The sequence below is a fragment of the Phaeovulum sp. genome (assembly GCF_047638075.1).
In the GTDB taxonomy this organism is placed as follows: Bacteria; Pseudomonadota; Alphaproteobacteria; order Rhodobacterales; family Rhodobacteraceae; genus UBA6197.
Window position 1 is genome coordinate 76,650 of record NZ_JBLJBV010000042.1, and the last position, 18,646, is coordinate 95,295.

Genomic DNA, 18,646 nt, shown 5'->3' on the forward strand with positions numbered 1-18,646 from the left:
TGTGCCTGTTAGCTATGATGGCGCTTTCGGCTTCGGCGCTGCTGGCCCCGGTTTTTTGGGGGGCTGCGGGGCTTGAGGCCCAAACGATGACCGCGCCCACTGACACCACAGCCAAAGACAGCACAGCGGCCACACTTATGGCTGACCGGGTCGAGATTGCGCCCGATGACGCCTTGATCGCCAGTGGCGCGGTCGAAGTGCTTTACAAAGGCAATCGGCTGACCGCGTCGCGTATCCGTTATGACGCCAAAGCCGAAATGCTGGCGATCGAAGGCCCGATCCGGCTGACAGAACCGGGGCAACTTGGGTCGATCCTGATTGCCGATCAGGCCGAACTTAGCCGCGATCTGCAAGATGGTATCCTGACCGGGGCACGGCTGGTGCTGGCACGCGAATTGCAACTGGCCGCCACGACCGTGCGCCGCGAAGCGGGGCGCTATACCTACATGAACCGGGTCGTGGCCTCATCTTGCCAGATCTGTGCCGAAAGCCCTACCCCGCTATGGGAAATACGCGCCCGCCGCGTCACGCATGACAACCTGACCCGGCAGCTCTTGTTTGAGGGGGCGCAGTTTCGGGCGATGGGGGTGCCGCTGGCCTATATTCCGAATTTGCGGATGCCCGATCCGACGGTGGAACGAATGCGCGGTTTCTTACGTCCGACGATGCGCACCACATCCAGCCTGGGCACCGGGTTGAAGCTGCCCTATTTCCTTCCCTTGGGTGACAGCCGCGATCTGACGTTGACACCCTATTTTTCCGCCTCGCGCACCCGCACACTGGAACTGCGCTACCGGCAGGCCTTCAGCACGGGCACGATGGAATGGAACGGGGCGATCAGCCGTGATGACATCATTCCCGGTGATACCCGTGGTTATCTGTTTGCCGATGTAGACCTGACACTGCCCCATGACTATCGGCTTGCGGTCGATCTGCGGCTGGTATCGGACCGCTCGTACCTGCTGAATTACGACGTGTCCGAAGATGACCGCCTATGGAGCGGGGTCACACTGGAGCGGGTCAAGACCAACAAACTGGTCTGGGCACGGATCGGCAATACCGACACCTTGCGCGACGGCGAAACAAATTCGACCCAGCCGGCGCTGGCCGGCGATGTGAACCTGGTGCAGGTGTTTCACCCCGCACCGACAGGCGGAGAGCTGGTGCTTGACTGGCAGCTTCACGCACACCGCCGATCGTCATCAGATGATGTGACGGGGCGTGACATGGCGCGTGCCACATTGTTGGCCGATTGGCGGCGCAACTGGCTGTTGCCGGGCGGGGTACTGGCCACCGGTCAGGCCGAAGCCGCGGTTGATTTCTATTCGATCTGGCAGGACAGCAATTATCCCCCCACGGTTTTTCGCGTTCTGCCCTCGGCTGCGGTTGAACTGCGCTGGCCCTGGGTCAAAACCTCGGGCCAGGCTGCGCATGTGATTGAACCCATCGCACAAGTAATCTGGAGCCGTGACAGTCTGAAAGATGTTCCCAACGAAGACAGCACCTTGCTGGAATTTGACGAGGGGAACCTGTTTTCAATGTCGCGCTACCCCGGTGCGGATGCCCGCGAACGGGGCCTGCGCGCCAATCTGGGTATCGGCTGGACCCGTCATGACGTGGCAGGCTGGTCATTGGGGGTGATGGCGGGGCGGGTGTTTCGGGCTGATGATCTGGGCCAGTTTTCTGAGGGGTCCGGCCTGTCAGGAAAACGCTCAGATTGGCTGTTGGCCTCCCATCTAAGCACCGCGGATGGGCTGACGCTCTCTAACCGCGCCCTTTTCGATGATGACTTCACGTTCAGCCGCGACGAGCTGCGGCTGGGGTACGCTACCGGGCGCTACCGGGTCGGGGCGGGTTATCTGTGGATGGATGCCGCCCCCGCCGAGGCGCGCCCCGACGATACCTCGGAATTGCGGCTCGATACCGGGTGGAATTGGGACAACGGCTGGTCAGGTACGTTCGAGACGCGTTATGACTTTAACGCAGACCGCGCGGCCACGGCGGCGGTGGGGATAAGCTATGTGAATGAATGTGTCACAGTCGATCTTTCCCTCTCGCGTCGTTTCACGTCCTCGACTAGTGTGGACCCGGAAACCGATTTCGGGTTTTCGGTGCAGCTTGCGGGATTTGGGGCGAGCGGGGGTGGAACCCGGCGCGTTTGTGCCCGCTAACAATGGGCCCGCGAAAAGGTGGCTGGACCACCGTGATTGGAACAAGAGCAGACGGACGGTAACGATGCGCGCAATCCTCATTCTCTCAGCCCTTCTGGCGCTGATCGCCCTTCCTGATGCCAGCATGGCGCAAGGCGCGACGCGCGGTGCAGGCGGCGGCAACCTATTTGCGCCGGTCATTCAGGTCAACGACCTGGGGATCACCGGCTTTGAGCTGGAACAGCGAAAACGCTTTCTGGCGATTTTGCGTGCGCCGGGCGATCTGGATGCCGAGGCCGAAAAAGCACTGATCGAAGACCGGCTGCGGATGGACGCGGCCAAACGCGCCGGGATCAAAGTCACCAAAGAGGCCATCACGGCGGGGATGGAAGAATTCGCCAGCCGCGCGAACCTGACCACGGAAGAGCTGTTGAAAGCGCTGTCCGAAGCGGGGATAGAGCCGCAGACCTTTCGCGATTTCGTCGAGGCGGGAACGGCCTGGCGCGAAATCGTGCGCACGAAATTCGCCTCGCGGGTGAATATTACCCCGGCCGAGGTTGACCGTGCGCTGTCGCTTACCTCGCAGCGTGGGCGCGGCACGCGGGTGCTGTTGTCAGAAGTGATCATTCCCACCCCGCCGGGGCAGGAAGCCAGCGCCATGGCCACGGCGCAGAAAATCTCTACCCTGCGCGGCGAGGCGGCCTTTGCCGAAGCGGCGCGGAACAACTCTGCTGCGGGGTCGCGCGGCGAAGGAGGGCGGTTGCCATGGATGCCGGTTGAAAACCTGCCGCCCGCGCTGCGCACAACGGTAATGGGTCTGGCGCCGGGGCAGGCGACGGCCCCTGTTACCATTCCGAACGCGGTCGCTGTGTTCATGCTGCGCGCGATTGATGAGGCCGGACCCGTCTCGGAGATCCCGCAAACCGTTGACTACATGACACTTCTTATTTCTGGCGGCCGTTCAGAGGAGGCCTTGGCCGAGGCTGCGGCACTGCGCGGCAAGGTGGATAGCTGCGTTGATCTTTTTGCGGCGGCCAAGGACTATCCGCCCGAACAGCTGGTGCGCGAAACCCTGCCCCTGGCCCAGATCCCGCAGGATATCGCACTGGAACTTGCACATCTTGACCCGGGGGAAAGCTCAACCGCGCTGGTGCGGGGCAATGCCCTGGTGTTCGTGATGCTATGTTCGCGCGACCGTGTGCACGGCGAGGACGAACCCGCGCCCAACCGGGACGAAGTTTTCAAGCAGTTGCAAAACGCCCGTTTCAACAGCTACTCGGAAAGCTATATGGCCGACCTGGTTGCTGATGCAGTGATCTTGCGGCGATGAGAGACAGCGCCAAACCCGTAATCCTGACCTGTGGCGACCCGTCAGGCATTGGCCCGGAAGTCGCAGTGAAGGCCTGGAAAACCCTTGGGGCAAGCCTGCCCTTCGTTTGGCTGGGCGACCCTGCACATTTACCACGCGGCACGCACTATCGTGAAATAAACCACGCCTCAGAGGCTGCCTCGCTGACCGGCAGCGCCTTTCCGGTCCTGCCCCACCTTTTCCCGGCGGCCGCCACCCCCGGCACGCCGGAACCCGCCAATGCCCGCGCTGTGATCGACGTTATCGCCCGCGGCGTAAAGCTGGTGATGGAGGGTCACGGCAGCGCGCTTTGCACGGCGCCAATCAACAAGAAGGCGTTGAAAGACGGCGCCGGATTTGCCTTTCCCGGCCACACCGAATACCTCGCGCATCTGGCGGGAAATGTGCCGGTAGTGATGATGCTTGCCTGCCCCGATCTGCGGGTGGTGCCCGCCACCATCCACATCGCGCTAAGCGCCGTGCCAACCGCGCTGACACCGGCCGGCCTTAGCGAAGTGATCCGCCTGACCCACGACGGGCTTCAGCGCGATTTTGGCCTGACCAACCCACGCCTTGCCGTGGCCGGGCTTAACCCCCATGCCGGTGAAGGCGGGGCCATGGGCACCGAAGAGCTGGAGTGGATCGCCCCCCTTTTGGCACAGCTGCGCGCCGAGGGCTACGCCCTGTCGGGCCCCCTGCCCGCTGACACCATGTTCCATCCGGCCGCGCGCGCGCGCTATGATGCCGCGATCTGCATGTATCACGATCAGGCGCTGATCCCGATCAAGACCCTGGATTTTGCCGGGGGTGTCAACGTGACCCTTGGCCTGCCGTTCGTGCGAACCTCGCCCGATCACGGCACCGCCTATGACATAGCCGGGCACGACCGCGCCGATCCCGCCAGCCTGATTGCGGCCCTGCGCATGGCGGCACGGATGGGGGCCGCCCGGGCCGACCAATAGGTTTACGCTTTCGTATCAGTCCAAACGCCGCTTGGCTGCCGCGCGCAGGGCAAGATCCCGGGCGGGGAAATTCAGCCGTCACCACAGCACAAGAGGGCACTAATGAACGCGATTGATGGTCTGCCCCCTCTGCGCGACGTGATTGCAACGCACGGGATTGCTGCAAAAAAGCAGTTGGGGCAGAACTTTTTGCTGGACCTAAATCTGACGGCCAAGATTGCACGCGCGGCGGGCGACCTGCGCGGCGTGGATGTGCTGGAGGTCGGCCCTGGCCCCGGCGGGCTGACTCGCGGCCTGCTGGCCGAAGGCGCGCGCCATGTGCTGGCGGTTGAAAAGGATGCGCGCTGTATGGCGGCGCTGGCCGAGGTCGCGGCGCATTGGCCCGGCCGGCTTGAGGTGCTTAATGACGATGCGCTGGTGATTGACCCCCTGGCCTATCTGACCCCGCCTATCCGTATCGTGGCCAACCTGCCCTATAATGTCGGGACAGAGCTTTTGGTTCGCTGGCTGACCCCCAAGACCTGGCCACCGGTATGGGAAAGCCTTGTGCTGATGTTTCAAAAAGAGGTGGCCGAACGGATCGTGGCGACGCCGGGATCCAAGGCCTATGGCCGTCTGGCCTTGCTGGCGCAATGGCGTTGTGATGCAAAGATCGTGATGACCTTGCCCCCCGAGGCGTTCACCCCCGCGCCCAAGGTGCATTCCGCGGTGGTCCGGCTGACCGCCCTGCCGGTGCCACGTTTTCCCGCCGATCCGGTGATTTTGAACCGGGTTGTGGCTGCGGGGTTCAACCAGCGGCGCAAGATGCTGCGCGCCTCGCTTAGGGGTGTAGCCCCCCATATCGAGGCCCGGCTGGAGGCAGCGGGGATCGCTCCAACGGCACGCGCCGAGGAAATCGGCCTTGAGCAGTTTTGCGCCCTGGCCCGAGAACTGGCGCAGAATGCATAAAGCCGCGCTGATGCGCGGCTTTATAATCAGCTTGACACCGCCTGCACGCTGACCCCCGGATCAGCTATCATTATCCACAGTCGACACCGGATCAACAGGCGCCTCCGAAGGGGCGCTTTCTGCGGTGGGGCGCGGTTTGCGTGGGGTGCGGGCACGGGGCACACGGGGTGCTTTTTCGCGTGCGGGCGTTTCAGCGACGACGGTTTCAGCCGTATCTTCCGCTTTGTCATCGGTAGCAGGCGCTGCACTTTGCTCGGGCTTGCTGTGCTTTTCATCCGTCTGCGGCGCGACGGCTTCGCGCGGGGGGCGGGGGGCGCGGGGCGCACGGGGGGGGCGTGGTTCGCGGCGTTGATCGGACGCCGGTTCCGCAGGTCGCGTCTGGGCTTCGGGCGTCTCGACAAGGCTACTGGCGTTTTCGTCACCCATCGCCATCAGAGGGGCAAAATCGGGTTGATCACCGCTGGTGTTGCGCGTCTCGCCACGGTCACGGTTTTGATAGGCGCCAGCGCTTTGATTGCCGTTGCCGTTCGGGTTACCGTTACCGTTTTGATTGCCGTTACCGTTTTGATTGCCGTTGCCATTCTGGCTTTGCTGCGCCTGTTGGCGTTGCTCTTGTTCGCGCGCCTGTTCGCGCACTGCCTCGCCCAAAAGCCGGGTGTAATGCTCAGCGTGCTGCAAAAAGTTCTGCTCGGCCACGCGATCATTACTCAACTGCGCGTCACGCGCGAGTTGCAGATATTTGTCGATAATTTGCTGCGGAGTACCGCGCACCTTACCTTCTGGCCCCGAGCTATCGAACACCCGGTTGATGATATTACCGACCGTGCGTTGACGGCTCGACTTGGAACGCGAACGGGATTTAGATGATCTCATGAGCTTTCGTGTGTTTGCGCCCCTTGGGGCTTGGCCATTGCGAGCGTTGTTCTGATAGGGTTCAGGCTAATAGCCTGTCAGAACCCCGGATCCGCAGTATGAAGCTGAGGCGTGCGGTGGAATGACTTCCGCCCTACACGCTTTTGACTAATCATGTGCAACATCGTCTGACAAGCCCAAATTGCGTAAAAAGCGATAATCAGGCACGTTTTGCGGCAATAACCCGCCTGAAAACCGATCTTGTGACGATTCTGCCCATTTCTTTGACTGTATCACAATTTGCGCTGCGCCAAAACGACACGGTCGCGCCCATCCAGGTCTTGCAGCACGCGGCCGGGCAAAAAACCGGCTCTGCTGAAAAAATCCAACACGGATTCGGCCTGCGTCGGGCCGATTTCAACCATCAGCCAGCCCCCCGGCGCCAGATGCGCCATCGCCCCTTCGGCAATCAACCGGTAGGGCAACAGACCATCCCCGCCGGGCGTCAGGGCCAGATGGGGTTCCCAATCGCGGACCTCGGGCGACAGCGCCGCCATTTCCGACTCCGCGATATAGGGCGGGTTTGACACGATCAAATCAAAATTGCCGCCCACCGCCGACCACCAGTCTGAAACCACGAACCCCGTGCGTGCGGTCAAGCCAAGGGTATGGGCATTGTCTTTTGCCACCATAAGCGCCGCCGGTGAAACATCGGTTCCAACGCCGGTTGTGGCCGGGCGTTCCGCCAGAAGGGTCAGCAAGATACAACCGGTGCCGGTGCCAAGGTCCAGCACCCGCGCAAAGGGCACCGCCAGGGCCGCCTCGATCAAGGTTTCGGTTTCGGGGCGAGGATCAAGCGTATCGGGGGTGACGCGAAAATCGCGGCCCCAGAAACTACGGCTGCCGATGATCTGGCTGACCGGTTGGCGCCGGATACGGGCGGCGATTGCAGACTGAAAGCGGAAGGACTGATCGGGGGTCAGCGCATCGGCCAGGTGCAGCGTCAGGCGGTCGGCGGCAATACCCATCGCATGGGCCAAAAGGCGGCGCGCATCACGCGGGGCGTCCGCAATGGCGGCGGCTTGCAGCCGAGGGATGGCGGTGCGTAGCGCCTCGGCGGCGGTCTGCTGCCCTGCGCCCGTCGGGGTCGGCCCGCTCATCGCCGCGCCGCGTGGGACGAGCGGCGATTCACGCCTCCATCTCGGCCAGTTTGGCGGCTTGATCATGGGCAACCAGCGCGTCGATAATCTCTGACAGATCGCCCGCCATGATCTGCGCCAACGCATATAGCGTCAGGTTGATGCGGTGATCGGTCATCCGGCCTTGCGGGAAATTGTAGGTGCGGATCCGTTCCGACCGGTCGCCCGAACCTACTTGCGCCTTGCGGTCCGCCGCCCGGGTGGCATCGACACGGCTCCGCTCCAGATCAAAAAGCCGCGCGCGCAGCACCGCCATGGCATTGGCGCGGTTCTGGTGCTGGGATTTTTCGGAACTGGTGACGATGATTCCGGTGGGGATATGGGTGATCCGCACCGCAGAATCGGTGGTGTTGACGTGCTGCCCCCCTGCCCCCGAGGCGCGCATCGTATCAATGCGGATATCGGTCGCGGGGATGTCGATGTCGACCTCTTCGGCCTCGGGCAGAACGGCCACGGTTGCGGCCGAGGTGTGGATGCGGCCGCCCGCCTCGGTTTCGGGCACGCGCTGAACGCGGTGAACGCCGGATTCGTATTTCAGCCGGGCAAAGACGCCCTCGCCCTCAATCCGCGCCATGGCTTCCTTGACGCCGCCCAATTCCGTCTCGGCCAGTTCCAGCATCTGAAAGCGCCAGCCCTGCTGTTCGGCGTGGCGCTGATACATGCGCAACAGATCGGCGGCAAAAAGGGCGGCTTCCTCGCCACCGGTGCCGGGGCGAATTTCCAGAATTGCGGGACGGGCGTCGGCGGCGTCTTTTGGCAGTAGCGCAAGGCGCAGCGCCTGTTCCATTTCCGGGATCCGCGCTTTCAGCTGGGGCAGCTCTTCCTCGGCCAGGGCGCGCATTTCGGGGTCATCCAGCATCGCCTCGGCCTCGGCCAGATCGGTGGTGGCGCGGCGGTAGGCCGCAATTTCGGTGACCACGGGTTTGAGGTCGGAATATTCGCGGCTGAGGGCGGCAATTTCCGCCGGGACCGCGCCCGAAGCGAGCTTCGCTTCGAGATACTCGAAACGGCGGGTGATCTGATCAAGGGTGTCTTGCGGCAACATGGCGCGGGTTTGACCAAAGAAAACGCAGCGGTCAAGGGGATTGCGGGGTTTGGCGCGCGGCTGTGGCAAGGTCGCGGGCCCGCCATTGCAATTCGGAAGGGTCGGCAGATCAAACGGATCGGCACCGCAAATCGCCTGACCAGCGGTCAGGCCGTTTGGCGGCGGCGCGGCAATCGGCTTTGCCCGATGCAGATACGACGCTTGGCACCCGGATTTTACCGGCGTCGGGTCCAGCCATAAAGGGCGACCAACTCCATCGCGACATGCGCCCCGGCGATGGCGGTGGCGCCGGTGGTGTCATAGGGCGGCGAAACCTCGACCACGTCGCCCCCCAGCAGGTTGACCCCCGCCAAACCGCGCAAGATGGCGGCGGCTTGCCAGCTTGCCAGACCGCCCCACACCGGGGTGCCGGTGCCGGGCGCAAACGCCGGATCAAGGCAGTCGATATCGAAGGTGATATAGCAAGGCCGATCGCCAACCACCTGTTTGATCCGCGCCACCGTTTCGGCCACGCCCTGCTGATGCACGAAAGGCGCGTCCAGTATCGTGACCCCCATGGTATCGGGGTTATCGGTGCGGATCCCCACCGCCACCGAGGTGGCAGCATCAACCACGCCGGTCTTGATCGCCTTGTAAAGAAAGGTGCCATGGTCGATCCGGTCCATGTCATCATCAACCCAGGTGTCGGAATGGGCGTCAAACTGGATCACCGCGACCGGGCCGAAACGCTCTGCATAAGCGCGCAAGATCGGCAGCGTGACAAAGTGATCACCGCCCAATGTCACCGTCCCGGCCCCAGCAGCCAGAATACCCGCGATATGCGCCTGCACCTTACCGGGAAAGCTGGGCGTATGGGCATAATCGAACGCCACATCGCCATAATCAATCACGTTCATTTCCGATAGCGGATCATAGCCCCAGCCATAAGGCGCATCAAACGCCTGAAGGGTGCTGGCTTCGCGGATCGCGCGCGGGCCAAAACGGGTGCCGGGGCGATGGGTGACGGCCTGATCAAAGGGCACGCCGGTAATTGCCAGATCGACCCCAGCCAGATCCTTGGTATAGCGGCGGCGCAAAAAGCTGGTGGCACCGCCAAAGGCATTCTCAAACGCGAGGCCACGCGGGTCAGGCCGCGTAAACGCCATGTCCACCTGGGTTTTTGCATCTTCCAGCGCCATTGTCAGGGCTCCTCAACTTGGATCGGGTCAAGACCCAGTGCTGACGTTATTGGCGCCGATGGTCAAGCCGCAGCACCGCAAGGCCCACATAATTTGCCGGCACAGACCGACCGGGTTTTTGTGGAGGCAAAATCATCCCATCACAAATGGCGCAAATAAAATCAAGATCATGAAACGCGTATCAATGAAAAGACCGCCCCGGTGGGGCGGCCTGATCCGTATCCGGCACAGCCAAATCAGCCGACCAGTTCAAGACCTGAAAAGAAGAAGGCGATTTCACGCGCGGCCGAGGTTTCGGAATCGGACCCGTGGACCGAGTTTTCACCCATCGAAAGCGCAAATTCCTTGCGGATGGTGCCCTCTGCGGCATTGGCGGGGTTGGTGGCCCCCATCACATCGCGGTTCTTCAGAATGGCGCCCTCGCCTTCCAGCACCTGCACCACGACCGGCTCGGAGGCCATGAATTCACACAGCTCGCCGTAAAAACCGCGCTCTTTATGCTCGGCATAGAACTGGCCAGCCTGGTCCATGGTCAACTTGATCCGCTTTTGCGCAACAATGCGCAGATCGGCATCTTCAAACTTGGCATTGATCTTGCCGGTCAGATTACGCTTTGTCGCATCGGGTTTGATGATTGAAAGGGTGCGTTCGGTCGCCATGGGGCCTACTCCTGAATTAGCTATGGTTCTGGCGGGGGCCTTAGCACGCAGTGGAATGCGGCAAAAGGGCCTATCGCATCGCGTTTGACGTGAGTGTTTCATGTTGATAGTTTCACTCAACAATAACTCAGGAAAGATCAATCATGCCCCTGCCCCTTCGCCCGCTGGCCCTCGCCCTGCCGCTTCTTGCCCTTGCCAGCACCGCCACAGCCGAAGGCGACAGCCCCCTGCCGATGACCTACGCGATGTTTGAGGCCGGCGTTCCGCACATTGATATGGCACTGTGCCCCGAGCCACTGGACGGGCCAGACCGCTTTTGCCGGCTGACCGTGGCCAACGATCAGATCAATGTCTTTGTGTTCACGACCGAAGGGGATAGCCCGATGGTCGCATTCCAAAGCTGGTCAGCCGATCTCTTCGCGGGGCTTCTCGACTAAGGCTGCCCGCTTCATATTGACATGCGGGCGCGGCTGGGCCATCCCCCGCCCCATGTTGAAAATCGCTGACATCACCTATTCCGTTGCGGGCCGCCCACTGTTCGAGGGCGCCTCGGCCTCCATCCCCGATGGCCACAAGGTTGGCCTTGTCGGCCGTAACGGCGCGGGTAAAACCACGCTGTTTCGATTGATCCGGGGGGAGCTGGCGCTCGAAGGTGGCGCAATCAGCCTGCCCTCACGCGCCCGCATCGGCGGCGTCGCGCAAGAGGTTCCCTCATCCGCCACCAGCCTGATCGACACGGTCCTGGCCGCTGACACCGAACGCGCCGCGCTGATGGCCGAGGCGGAAACCGCGCACGACCCGATGCGCATCGCGGATATTCAGCACCGTCTGGCCGATATCGACGCCTGGTCCGCCGAAGGCCGGGCCAGTGCCATTCTCAAAGGTCTTGGCTTTGACGCGGCAGCGCAACTGCGCCCCTGTTCGGATTTTTCGGGCGGTTGGCGGATGCGCGTCGCGCTGGCAGGTGTGCTCTTCGCGCAGCCTGACGTTTTGCTGCTGGACGAGCCGACCAACTACCTCGACCTTGAAGGCGCGCTTTGGCTGGAACAATATCTGGCGAAATACCCCCACACCGTCATTATCATCAGCCATGACCGCGGGCTTTTGAACCGGGCCGTCGGCGCGATCCTGCATCTGGAAAACCGCAAGCTGACACTATGGGCAGGCGGCTATGACCAATTTGCCCGCAACCGCGCCGCGTCATTGGCCGTTCAGGCCGCCGAAGCCCGCAAGCAAGACGCCCGCCGCGCCCATCTGCAAAGCTTCGTGGACCGCTTCAAGGCCAAGGCATCAAAGGCGAAACAGGCGCAAAGCCGGGTCAAGATGCTGGAAAAGATGACCCCGATCACCGCCCCCGAAGAAGCCGCCAAACACGTTTTCACCTTCCCCGCCCCCGAAGAACTCTCGCCGCCGATCATCAACCTCGAAGAGGCCTCGGTCGGCTACGGCGGCCCGGCGATCCTGCGGCGCCTCAGCCTGCGGATCGACCAGGACGACCGGATCGCGCTGCTGGGCCGCAACGGCGAAGGCAAATCGACGCTCTCAAAACTGCTCGCAGGCAAACTTGACACGTCAGGCGGCAAAATCACCCGCTCATCAAAACTCCGTATCGGCTACTTCGCCCAGCACCAGGTTGATGAACTGCATCTGGACGAAACGCCCCTGCAACACATCCAGCGGATGCGCCCGGCCGAGGGTCAACCCCGCCTGCGCGCGCGTCTGGCAGGCTTCGGCCTTGGCGCAGATCAGGCTGAAACGCTGGTCGGCAAACTGTCGGGCGGCCAAAAGGCGCGCCTTTCGCTTCTGCTGGCCACGATCGACGCGCCGCATCTGCTGATTCTGGACGAGCCCACCAACCACCTCGACATCGAATCGCGCGAAGCGCTGGTCGAAGCCCTGACCGATTATCCCGGCGCGGTGGTTCTCGTCAGCCACGATATGCACCTTTTGGGGCTGGTCGCAGACCGGCTATGGCTGGTCAAGGACGGCGGCGTCGCCCCCTATGAGGGCGATCTGGAAAGCTACCGGCGCGAACTTCTGGCCGGCGATCCCTCAGAACCCGACGCCAAGACGAAAAAACCCTCCCGCCCCGGCAAGGATGTAATGGCAGGCCTGCGCTCGGATCTGCGCAAATGCGAAGACCGGATCAGCAAGCTGACCGAGATGCTCGAAAAGCTGGATGCAAAACTGGCCGACCCTTCCCTTTATGCCCCGCATATGGCCGGCGAGCTGAAAAAATGGACCGCCAAACGCCTTGAGGCCGAAACCGCGATGAGCCGCGCCGAGGAACTCTGGCTGACAGCCCAAAACGCTCTTGATGCGGCAAACGCAGCCTGACCCGGCTTTTTTTTGGCAAAAATACTCAAATCCAACCGCGCCACCGGCGCGCTGATCGTGTGAGATAATACCGCATTATTTCACTCAACCATTGACCAAAGTAATTTACTCGGGTTTACAAGGCACAGTTGAAACAACCCTCAAGGAATTGCCATGAACCTGCGTCTTGCCCTTTTGACCGGCACCTGCCTTTCGCTGACCATTCCCGCCCTGGCCGCCCCCGCCCTGGCCGAAGAGGTCAACGTCTATTCCCACCGCCAGCCCGAATTGGTCCAGCCGCTGTTTGACGCCTTCACCAAGGAAACCGGCATCGCCGTCAACGTGGCCTTCGTCGACAAGGGCATGGTGGAACGTCTCGTGGCCGAGGGCGACCGCTCGCCCGCTGATCTGGTGATGACGGTCGATATCGCCCGGCTGACGCAGGTGGTGGATGCAGGCGTGACGCAAGCGGTGGATGACCCGGCGCTGAACGCCGCAATCCCCCCCGCCTTTCGTGACCCCGATGGCCACTGGTTCAGCCTGACCGCCCGCGCGCGCATCGTCTACGCCGCCAAGGACCGCGTCGCACCGGCGGACGTTACCACCTACGAAGACCTTGCAGACCCGAAGTGGAAGGGCCGCATCTGCACCCGTTCGGGCACCTCGGACTATAACGTGGCGCTGACCGCCGCCTACCTTGCCCACCACGGCGAAGAGGCCACCAAGACCTGGCTTGAGGGTCTCAAGGCGAACCTTGCCAGAAAACCCGAAGGCGGGGACCGCGATCAGGTCAAGGCAATCTGGGCCGGGCAATGCGACATTTCGCTGGGCAACACCTATTACATGGGCAAGATGCTTTCAGACCCCGAACAAAAGGCCTGGGCAGAAAGCGTGAACATCGTGTTCCCGGTATTTGAGGGCGGTGGCACGCATATGAACATCTCGGGCGTGGCGATGACAAAGGCCGCCCCGAACCATGATGCCGCGCTGAAACTGATGGAGTTTCTGGCCTCCGATGAGGCGCAGGAAATCTACGCCCAGACCAACCATGAATTCCCGATCAAGCCCGGTGTGGCACGCTCGGAACTGGTCGCAAGCTGGGGCGATTTCACCCCCGATACGCTGACGCTGAAAGAAGTCGCAGACCTTCGTCCTGCCGCGTTGAAGTTGGTAGAAGAGGTGAACTTCGACGGGTAAACATCCGTAATTTAATAAAATATCCGGGCGACCCCGCCCGGAGATCCGGATTTCTCGGGCAATAGTGTGGCGCATCACCGCCCGCCGTCTATGCCGAAAAATTACCGCCTCCGCCCAGCAAGATTCTGGACTTTCTCCGCCCACCGCCCCACGCTGCGCGCAGACCGGAGGGTAAATAATGACCGCGCGCAAGATCATCATCGACACAGACCCCGGCCAGGATGATGCCGTGGCAATACTTCTGGCGCTGGCCAGCCCCGAACTGGAGGTGCTGGGCATCACCGCCGTTGCCGGCAATGTGCCGCTACCGCTAACGGCCAAAAATGCGCGGATGATCTGCGAATTGGTGGGCCGCACCGATCTGCGCGTGTTTGCCGGCTGTGATCGGCCCTTGGCGCGCGATCTGGTCACGGCGGAAAACGTGCACGGCAAATCCGGGCTCGACGGGATCGCACTGCCTGATCCGCAGATGTCGCTCGATCCGCAACACGGCGTCGATTTCATCATCGAAACCCTGCGCGAGCATCCCGAAGGCGCGGTGACGCTATGCCCCCTGGGGCCGCTGACCAATATAGCCACCGCCTTTCAACGCGCCCCCGACATCATCCCCCGCGTGGCCGAGATCGTGCTGATGGGCGGCGCCTATTTTGAGGTTGGAAACGTCACCCCCGCCGCTGAATTCAACATTTACGTCGACCCGGAAGCCGCTGATATCGTGTTCAAATCAGGCGCCCCCATCGTCGTGCTGCCGCTTGACGCCACGCATAAGGTGCTGACCAACCGCGCCCGGATCGAGGCGTTCCGCGCCCTTGGCACCCGCCCCGGCCATGCGGTAGCCAGCTGGACCGACTTTTTTGAGCGTTACGACATGGCGAAATACGGCACCGAAGGCGCGCCGCTGCATGACCCTTGCGTTATCGCCTATCTGTTGCGGCCCGATCTGTTCAAGGGCCGCCATATCAACGTTGAAATCGAAACCGAGGGCAGGTTCACCCGCGGCATGACCGTCGCGGACTGGTGGGGCGTCACGGACCGCGCGGCCAATGCCATGTTCATCGGTGATGTCGATGCGGCAGGCTTTTATGCGCTGTTGAGCGAACGCATCGCCCGGCTTTGAGTGTTGCCGCAAGGCCCGACGCGGGCAACCTGCTGCTAGACACCCCGCATCCTGGTGCGGACGGGCAGTTGAAATTCCCCCCTGACGGGCGCGTGCGCGCAGATGAATATCCACCCAAACGCGGGTTGGATACCTTGAAAAGATACCCCGCGATCAAGAATCCCGGGCCGGTTCACGGGCAATTATCCGCTGAATTGACGCGGCTTTGATCGTGCGGGGCGTTTTGCTAGGCGCCAAAACACCCTATGTCATGACCAAAGAGGTGCCCCGATGACCCTGGCTTTTGATAATTCTTACGCCCGCCTGCCCGAACGGTTCTTTGCCCGTCAGGCCCCGACCCCGGTGCCCGCGCCCGCGCTGATCGCTGTGAACAACGCGCTTGCCGCACGGCTGGGGCTGGATGCAACTGCCCTGACCACGCCCGAGGCGGTGGCGGTCTGGGCCGGAAACACCCTGCCAAAAGATGCCACCCCGATTGCGCAGGCCTACGCCGGACACCAGTTCGGCGGCTGGGTGCCCGCCTTGGGCGATGGGCGCGCGGTGCTGCTGGGCGAAGTTGTGGCCCCCGATGGTGCGCGGTTCGATCTGCAACTGAAGGGCGCGGGGCCCACGCAATGGTCGCGCCGGGGCGATGGTCGCGCCTGGCTGGGGCCGGTGTTGCGCGAATATGTGGTCAGCGAGGCGATGGCCGCGCTTGGCATTCCGACAACCCGCGCGCTGGCCGCCGTGACCACCGGCGATCCGGTCATCCGTGAGGCGCGCGCCCTGCCCGGCGCGGTGCTGGTGCGGATCGCCTCCAGCCATATCCGGGTGGGCACATTCCAGTATTTCGTCGCGCGCGGCGACGTCGAGGCGTTGCAGATCCTGACCGACCATGTGATCGCGCGCCACTACCCGCAGGCGAAAGGCCCGCTGGATCTGCTGCGCGAAGTGGTCGCGGCGCAGGCGCGGCTGATCGCCCGGTGGATGAGCGTGGGATTCATTCATGGGGTGATGAACACCGACAATATGGCCATATCCGGCGAGACGATCGACTATGGCCCCTGCGCCTTTCTGGACGCCTATCATCCGCAAAAGGTGTTTTCCTCAATCGACCAGAATGGCCGCTACGCCTACGGTGCACAGCCGCAGATTGCGGCCTGGAATCTGGCGCAGTTCGCAACCTGCCTGTTGCCGCTGATGGGCGAACGCGAGGCCGCAATCGAGGCCGCAACCGAGGCCGTCCAAGGCTTTGCCCAGACGTTCGAGGCCGAATGGCTGGCCCGTTTTGGCGCGAAAATCGGCATTGCACTGCCAAAACCCGGCGACAGCGCGCTGATTGAAACGCTGTTGTCACGGATGGCGGTGTTGGGGGTCGATTTCACCCGTGCCTTTCACGGGCTTGCAACCGGCGCGGCCCGGGATGAATTTTCCGACCCCGAGGCGTTTGATCTATGGGCCGCAGACTGGCGCGCGCGGCTGAAATCTGAGGCGGACCCGCTGGCGGTCATGACCCGTACCAACCCCGCGCGCATTCCGCGCAACCACCGGATCGAGCAGATGATCGCGGCGGCAGTCGCCGGGGATCATGCGCCCTTTGCCCGGCTGAACGCGGCGCTGGCCAAACCGTTCGAGACACGCCCCGAATGGGATGATCTGGCCACAGCACCCGCCCCGGATGAGCGGGTCGCGCGCACCTTTTGCGGCACCTAGCGGCGGAACTTACGAAAAAAGCGGCGGTTGCGGCGGATGAAATCCTCAAACAGACCGGAAAAACCGCCGCCCTTGCCACGCAAATAAAAATACCCCGCCAACGCGCCAATACCCGCCCCCACAACGTCAACGATCAAGTCATACATCGTATCCAAGAGGCCGGATTTTTGCATGTTGAGGCCAAAGGTCTGATCCATCGCAAATTCGAAAATCTCCCACAGTGCGCCGATGGTGACCGCCACGGAAAACGCAATCAGCGCCATCGCCCAGGCGGGGGCGGCAAAACGGTCCCCCTCAAACAGGGTGAAGACGAACAAGAACCCCAAGAGGCCAAAGCCCATCGCGGAGCCGCCATGCATGATTACATCCCACCACCAGTAGCGGTTGTAAAAATCGAACGCCTCACCCAGAAAAATCGTGGCAAAAATGAACGCGGTGATACCGACCAAAAAGCCGGTGGGCAGGTGGATGCCGATCCGCCCGACAACCATCATAGGCGCCAGCGTCAGCGCCACGGTCAGCACCGCAACCCCGGCCAGCGGCCATTGCCCCTCCCAAAGTGCGGTCACGAACTCAACCGCGAGCACTGCCCAAATCAGTTGCACAACAAGGGGTTGGCGGCGAAGACGGTGCCATTGGGTATTGATCCACATGGCGCGATCATATGACTTGCATCACGGGGGTTCAATCTGCGAAAAAATGCACCATATTAGGAACATGAACCTACGGATCGCCAGTTATAACCTGCGTAAATGCAAAGGCAGTGATGGCCGCCGCGACCCTGATCGCGTGGTCTCGGTCATCAATGCGCTGGCCGCAGACGTCATAGCCTTGCAAGAGGTGGACCTGCGTATGGGCGCACGCCCCGCCGCCCTGCCCGCCACACTGATCACCGCCGAAACGGATTTTCTGCCGGTATCGCTGGCCGGAACCGGGCCGGACAGTCTGGGCTGGCATGGGCAGACGGTGCTGGTACGGCGCGGCCTTTCGGTGCAGGGGGTCACGCCGTTGCCCCTGCCCGGATGGGAGCCGCGCGGCGCGCTGGCGGTTGATCTGATGGGTGCGGCCGGGGTCTCATTCCGGCTGATTGCCGCGCATCTGGGCCTGCGGCGCAGCGACCGGCGCGCGCAATGGGCGCGGCTGCGTGACGCACTGGAAACCGCCGAAGGCAGCGGCGCGATCATCGGGGATTTCAACGAATGGTCCGCCAGCCGCGGGTTCGAGCCCTTGCAAGGGCTGGCCGTTCATGCGCCCGGCCGCAGCTTTCCGGCGCGCGCGCCGATGGCGATGCTGGACCGCATCGTGCTGGGGCCGGGGCTGGCACTGACGCGGGCGGGGGTTCTTGATACGGCACTTGCACGGACGGCCTCGGACCATCTACCGATCTGGGGCGATATTACGGGGTTTGTGCCGATATCCGATCAGACCCCAAATAATCAGACCCCAGACAAGGTAGCGGCCCCTACTTCGGCCTAGCGGCGGGCGCGAAATACTGACCAGCCCAACCAGATCAAAAGCAGCCCGGCAAACACCGGAAGCCAGACCACCTGTATCGTTTCGGCACCTGACCAACGCACCGGTGGGCAGGGCACAGTCTGCGCCGACGCGCAAGCCTTGGCGTTCAGCCAGACCCAGAACCATGGCCCATAGACAAGCAGCACTACCCCGCCAAGCCCTACCACCATCCCGATTGCCTGCCGCATAAATTCGCCCCTCATGAAGCGCCGCTTTGCGCGGCGCGTGCCAAACTGCCGCGAAACGCGCACCGCCGCAAGGGGCAGGTCAGTTCGCCGCAGGAGGGACTTGCCGCGGAAGAAGGCGAGGGCTAAGGCTCGGCTTTGTTCTTTGTCTGGCCGCAGCAGGATGCCCCGATGACCCCTTCCCAAAATATTGGCTCGGAAAACCTGCGCGGCAGTTTGCTGATGGTCGCCTCGATGGCCGGTTTCGGATTCGAGGACATGTTCGTGAAATCACTGGCCGAAA

General features: G+C 62.5%; 17 protein-coding genes. 10 read left to right on the forward strand and 7 right to left on the reverse strand.

Annotated features, from left to right (window positions below):
- Positions 1-14 precede the first annotated feature (14 nt).
- The 4 genes from ACM62R_RS06760 to rsmA all read left to right on the forward strand — a co-directional run bounded on the left by ACM62R_RS06760 (position 15) and on the right by rsmA (position 5,408).
- Positions 15-2,171, forward strand: a complete 2,157-nt coding sequence (locus tag ACM62R_RS06760; RefSeq protein WP_415183291.1) for an LPS-assembly protein LptD — start codon at positions 15-17, stop codon at positions 2,169-2,171.
- Positions 2,172-2,235: 64 nt separating this feature from the next.
- Positions 2,236-3,480, forward strand: a complete 1,245-nt coding sequence (locus ACM62R_RS06765) for a peptidylprolyl isomerase (RefSeq protein ID WP_415183292.1) — start codon at positions 2,236-2,238, stop codon at positions 3,478-3,480.
- On the forward strand, positions 3,477-4,460 hold the full coding sequence (gene pdxA / locus ACM62R_RS06770) for a 4-hydroxythreonine-4-phosphate dehydrogenase PdxA (RefSeq protein ID WP_415183293.1): 984 nt from the start codon (positions 3,477-3,479) through the stop codon (positions 4,458-4,460). Before ACM62R_RS06765 ends, pdxA begins: the two co-directional genes overlap by 4 nt.
- A gap of 102 nt (positions 4,461-4,562) precedes the next feature.
- Entirely contained in the window at positions 4,563-5,408 is an 846-nt protein-coding gene (rsmA, locus tag ACM62R_RS06775) for a 16S rRNA (adenine(1518)-N(6)/adenine(1519)-N(6))-dimethyltransferase RsmA (protein WP_415183294.1), read from the forward strand.
- Between the two features lie 60 nt (positions 5,409-5,468).
- On the opposite strand, the gene ACM62R_RS06780 is transcribed toward rsmA, so the two are convergent.
- From ACM62R_RS06780 to ndk, 5 genes are all read right to left on the reverse strand, one after another.
- Entirely contained in the window at positions 5,469-6,281 is an 813-nt protein-coding gene (locus ACM62R_RS06780; protein ID WP_415183295.1) for a DUF4167 domain-containing protein, read from the reverse strand.
- A gap of 272 nt (positions 6,282-6,553) precedes the next feature.
- Positions 6,554-7,420, reverse strand: a complete 867-nt coding sequence (gene prmC, locus ACM62R_RS06785; RefSeq protein ID WP_415183296.1) for a peptide chain release factor N(5)-glutamine methyltransferase — start codon at positions 7,418-7,420, stop codon at positions 6,554-6,556.
- 28 nt (positions 7,421-7,448) lie between these two features.
- Positions 7,449-8,504, reverse strand: coding sequence for a peptide chain release factor 1 (gene prfA, locus ACM62R_RS06790; RefSeq protein WP_415183297.1), 1,056 nt, complete (start codon positions 8,502-8,504; stop codon positions 7,449-7,451).
- 215 nt (positions 8,505-8,719) lie between these two features.
- Complete coding sequence (gene speB, locus ACM62R_RS06795) at positions 8,720-9,682, reverse strand: agmatinase (RefSeq protein ID WP_415183298.1); 963 nt, start codon at positions 9,680-9,682, stop codon at positions 8,720-8,722.
- Positions 9,683-9,918: 236 nt separating this feature from the next.
- A complete protein-coding gene (ndk, locus tag ACM62R_RS06800) occupies positions 9,919-10,341 on the reverse strand; it encodes a nucleoside-diphosphate kinase (RefSeq protein ID WP_415183299.1) in 423 nt (140 codons plus the stop codon).
- Between the two features lie 143 nt (positions 10,342-10,484).
- Between ndk and ACM62R_RS06805 the strand changes: the two genes are divergently transcribed.
- From ACM62R_RS06805 to ACM62R_RS06825, 5 genes are all read left to right on the forward strand, one after another.
- Complete coding sequence (locus tag ACM62R_RS06805) at positions 10,485-10,778, forward strand: hypothetical protein (RefSeq protein WP_415183300.1); 294 nt, start codon at positions 10,485-10,487, stop codon at positions 10,776-10,778.
- 52 nt (positions 10,779-10,830) lie between these two features.
- Positions 10,831-12,678 (forward strand): ABC-F family ATP-binding cassette domain-containing protein, encoded by a 1,848-nt coding sequence (locus ACM62R_RS06810; protein WP_415183301.1) that lies wholly within the window; start codon positions 10,831-10,833, stop codon positions 12,676-12,678.
- Positions 12,679-12,831: 153 nt separating this feature from the next.
- Positions 12,832-13,854 carry a Fe(3+) ABC transporter substrate-binding protein gene (locus tag ACM62R_RS06815; RefSeq protein WP_415183302.1) on the forward strand — a complete coding sequence of 341 codons (1,023 nt, stop codon included), beginning with the start codon at positions 12,832-12,834 and terminating at the stop codon, positions 13,852-13,854.
- Between the two features lie 178 nt (positions 13,855-14,032).
- Complete coding sequence (locus tag ACM62R_RS06820; protein ID WP_415183303.1) at positions 14,033-14,971, forward strand: nucleoside hydrolase; 939 nt, start codon at positions 14,033-14,035, stop codon at positions 14,969-14,971.
- Between the two features lie 270 nt (positions 14,972-15,241).
- On the forward strand, positions 15,242-16,663 hold the full coding sequence (locus ACM62R_RS06825) for a protein adenylyltransferase SelO (RefSeq protein ID WP_415183304.1): 1,422 nt from the start codon (positions 15,242-15,244) through the stop codon (positions 16,661-16,663).
- Here ACM62R_RS06825 and ACM62R_RS06830 read toward each other — a convergent pair.
- Positions 16,660-17,316 carry a hypothetical protein gene (locus ACM62R_RS06830; RefSeq protein ID WP_415183305.1) on the reverse strand — a complete coding sequence of 219 codons (657 nt, stop codon included), beginning with the start codon at positions 17,314-17,316 and terminating at the stop codon, positions 16,660-16,662. The two genes, ACM62R_RS06825 and ACM62R_RS06830, sit on opposite strands and share 4 nt — an antisense overlap.
- A 64-nt stretch (positions 17,317-17,380) precedes the next feature.
- On the opposite strand from ACM62R_RS06830, the gene ACM62R_RS06835 reads away from it, so the two are divergent.
- Positions 17,381-18,139 (forward strand): endonuclease/exonuclease/phosphatase family protein, encoded by a 759-nt coding sequence (locus tag ACM62R_RS06835; RefSeq protein ID WP_415183306.1) that lies wholly within the window; start codon positions 17,381-17,383, stop codon positions 18,137-18,139.
- Here ACM62R_RS06835 and ACM62R_RS06840 read toward each other — a convergent pair.
- Positions 18,136-18,381: a hypothetical protein gene (locus ACM62R_RS06840; protein ID WP_415183307.1), complete on the reverse strand. Its 246-nt coding sequence runs from the start codon at positions 18,379-18,381 to the stop codon at positions 18,136-18,138. The two genes, ACM62R_RS06835 and ACM62R_RS06840, sit on opposite strands and share 4 nt — an antisense overlap.
- Positions 18,382-18,646 lie beyond the last annotated feature (265 nt).

Coding starts and splice junctions, on each gene's coding strand:
- ACM62R_RS06780 (WP_415183295.1), bottom strand. CDS start 6,281: ATGAGATCATCTAAATCCCGTTCGCGTTCCAAGTCGAGCCGTCAACGC.
- rsmA (WP_415183294.1), top strand. CDS start 4,563: ATGAACGCGATTGATGGTCTGCCCCCTCTGCGCGACGTGATTGCAACG.
- prmC (WP_415183296.1), bottom strand. CDS start 7,420: ATGAGCGGGCCGACCCCGACGGGCGCAGGGCAGCAGACCGCCGCCGAG.
- ndk (WP_415183299.1), bottom strand. CDS start 10,341: ATGGCGACCGAACGCACCCTTTCAATCATCAAACCCGATGCGACAAAG.
- ACM62R_RS06760 (WP_415183291.1), top strand. CDS start 15: ATGATGGCGCTTTCGGCTTCGGCGCTGCTGGCCCCGGTTTTTTGGGGG.
- ACM62R_RS06810 (WP_415183301.1), top strand. CDS start 10,831: ATGTTGAAAATCGCTGACATCACCTATTCCGTTGCGGGCCGCCCACTG.
- prfA (WP_415183297.1), bottom strand. CDS start 8,504: ATGTTGCCGCAAGACACCCTTGATCAGATCACCCGCCGTTTCGAGTAT.
- ACM62R_RS06835 (WP_415183306.1), top strand. CDS start 17,381: ATGAACCTACGGATCGCCAGTTATAACCTGCGTAAATGCAAAGGCAGT.
- ACM62R_RS06840 (WP_415183307.1), bottom strand. CDS start 18,381: ATGAGGGGCGAATTTATGCGGCAGGCAATCGGGATGGTGGTAGGGCTT.
- ACM62R_RS06805 (WP_415183300.1), top strand. CDS start 10,485: ATGCCCCTGCCCCTTCGCCCGCTGGCCCTCGCCCTGCCGCTTCTTGCC.
- ACM62R_RS06830 (WP_415183305.1), bottom strand. CDS start 17,316: ATGTGGATCAATACCCAATGGCACCGTCTTCGCCGCCAACCCCTTGTT.
- ACM62R_RS06765 (WP_415183292.1), top strand. CDS start 2,236: ATGCGCGCAATCCTCATTCTCTCAGCCCTTCTGGCGCTGATCGCCCTT.
- ACM62R_RS06820 (WP_415183303.1), top strand. CDS start 14,033: ATGACCGCGCGCAAGATCATCATCGACACAGACCCCGGCCAGGATGAT.
- speB (WP_415183298.1), bottom strand. CDS start 9,682: ATGGCGCTGGAAGATGCAAAAACCCAGGTGGACATGGCGTTTACGCGG.
- ACM62R_RS06825 (WP_415183304.1), top strand. CDS start 15,242: ATGACCCTGGCTTTTGATAATTCTTACGCCCGCCTGCCCGAACGGTTC.
- pdxA (WP_415183293.1), top strand. CDS start 3,477: ATGAGAGACAGCGCCAAACCCGTAATCCTGACCTGTGGCGACCCGTCA.
- ACM62R_RS06815 (WP_415183302.1), top strand. CDS start 12,832: ATGAACCTGCGTCTTGCCCTTTTGACCGGCACCTGCCTTTCGCTGACC.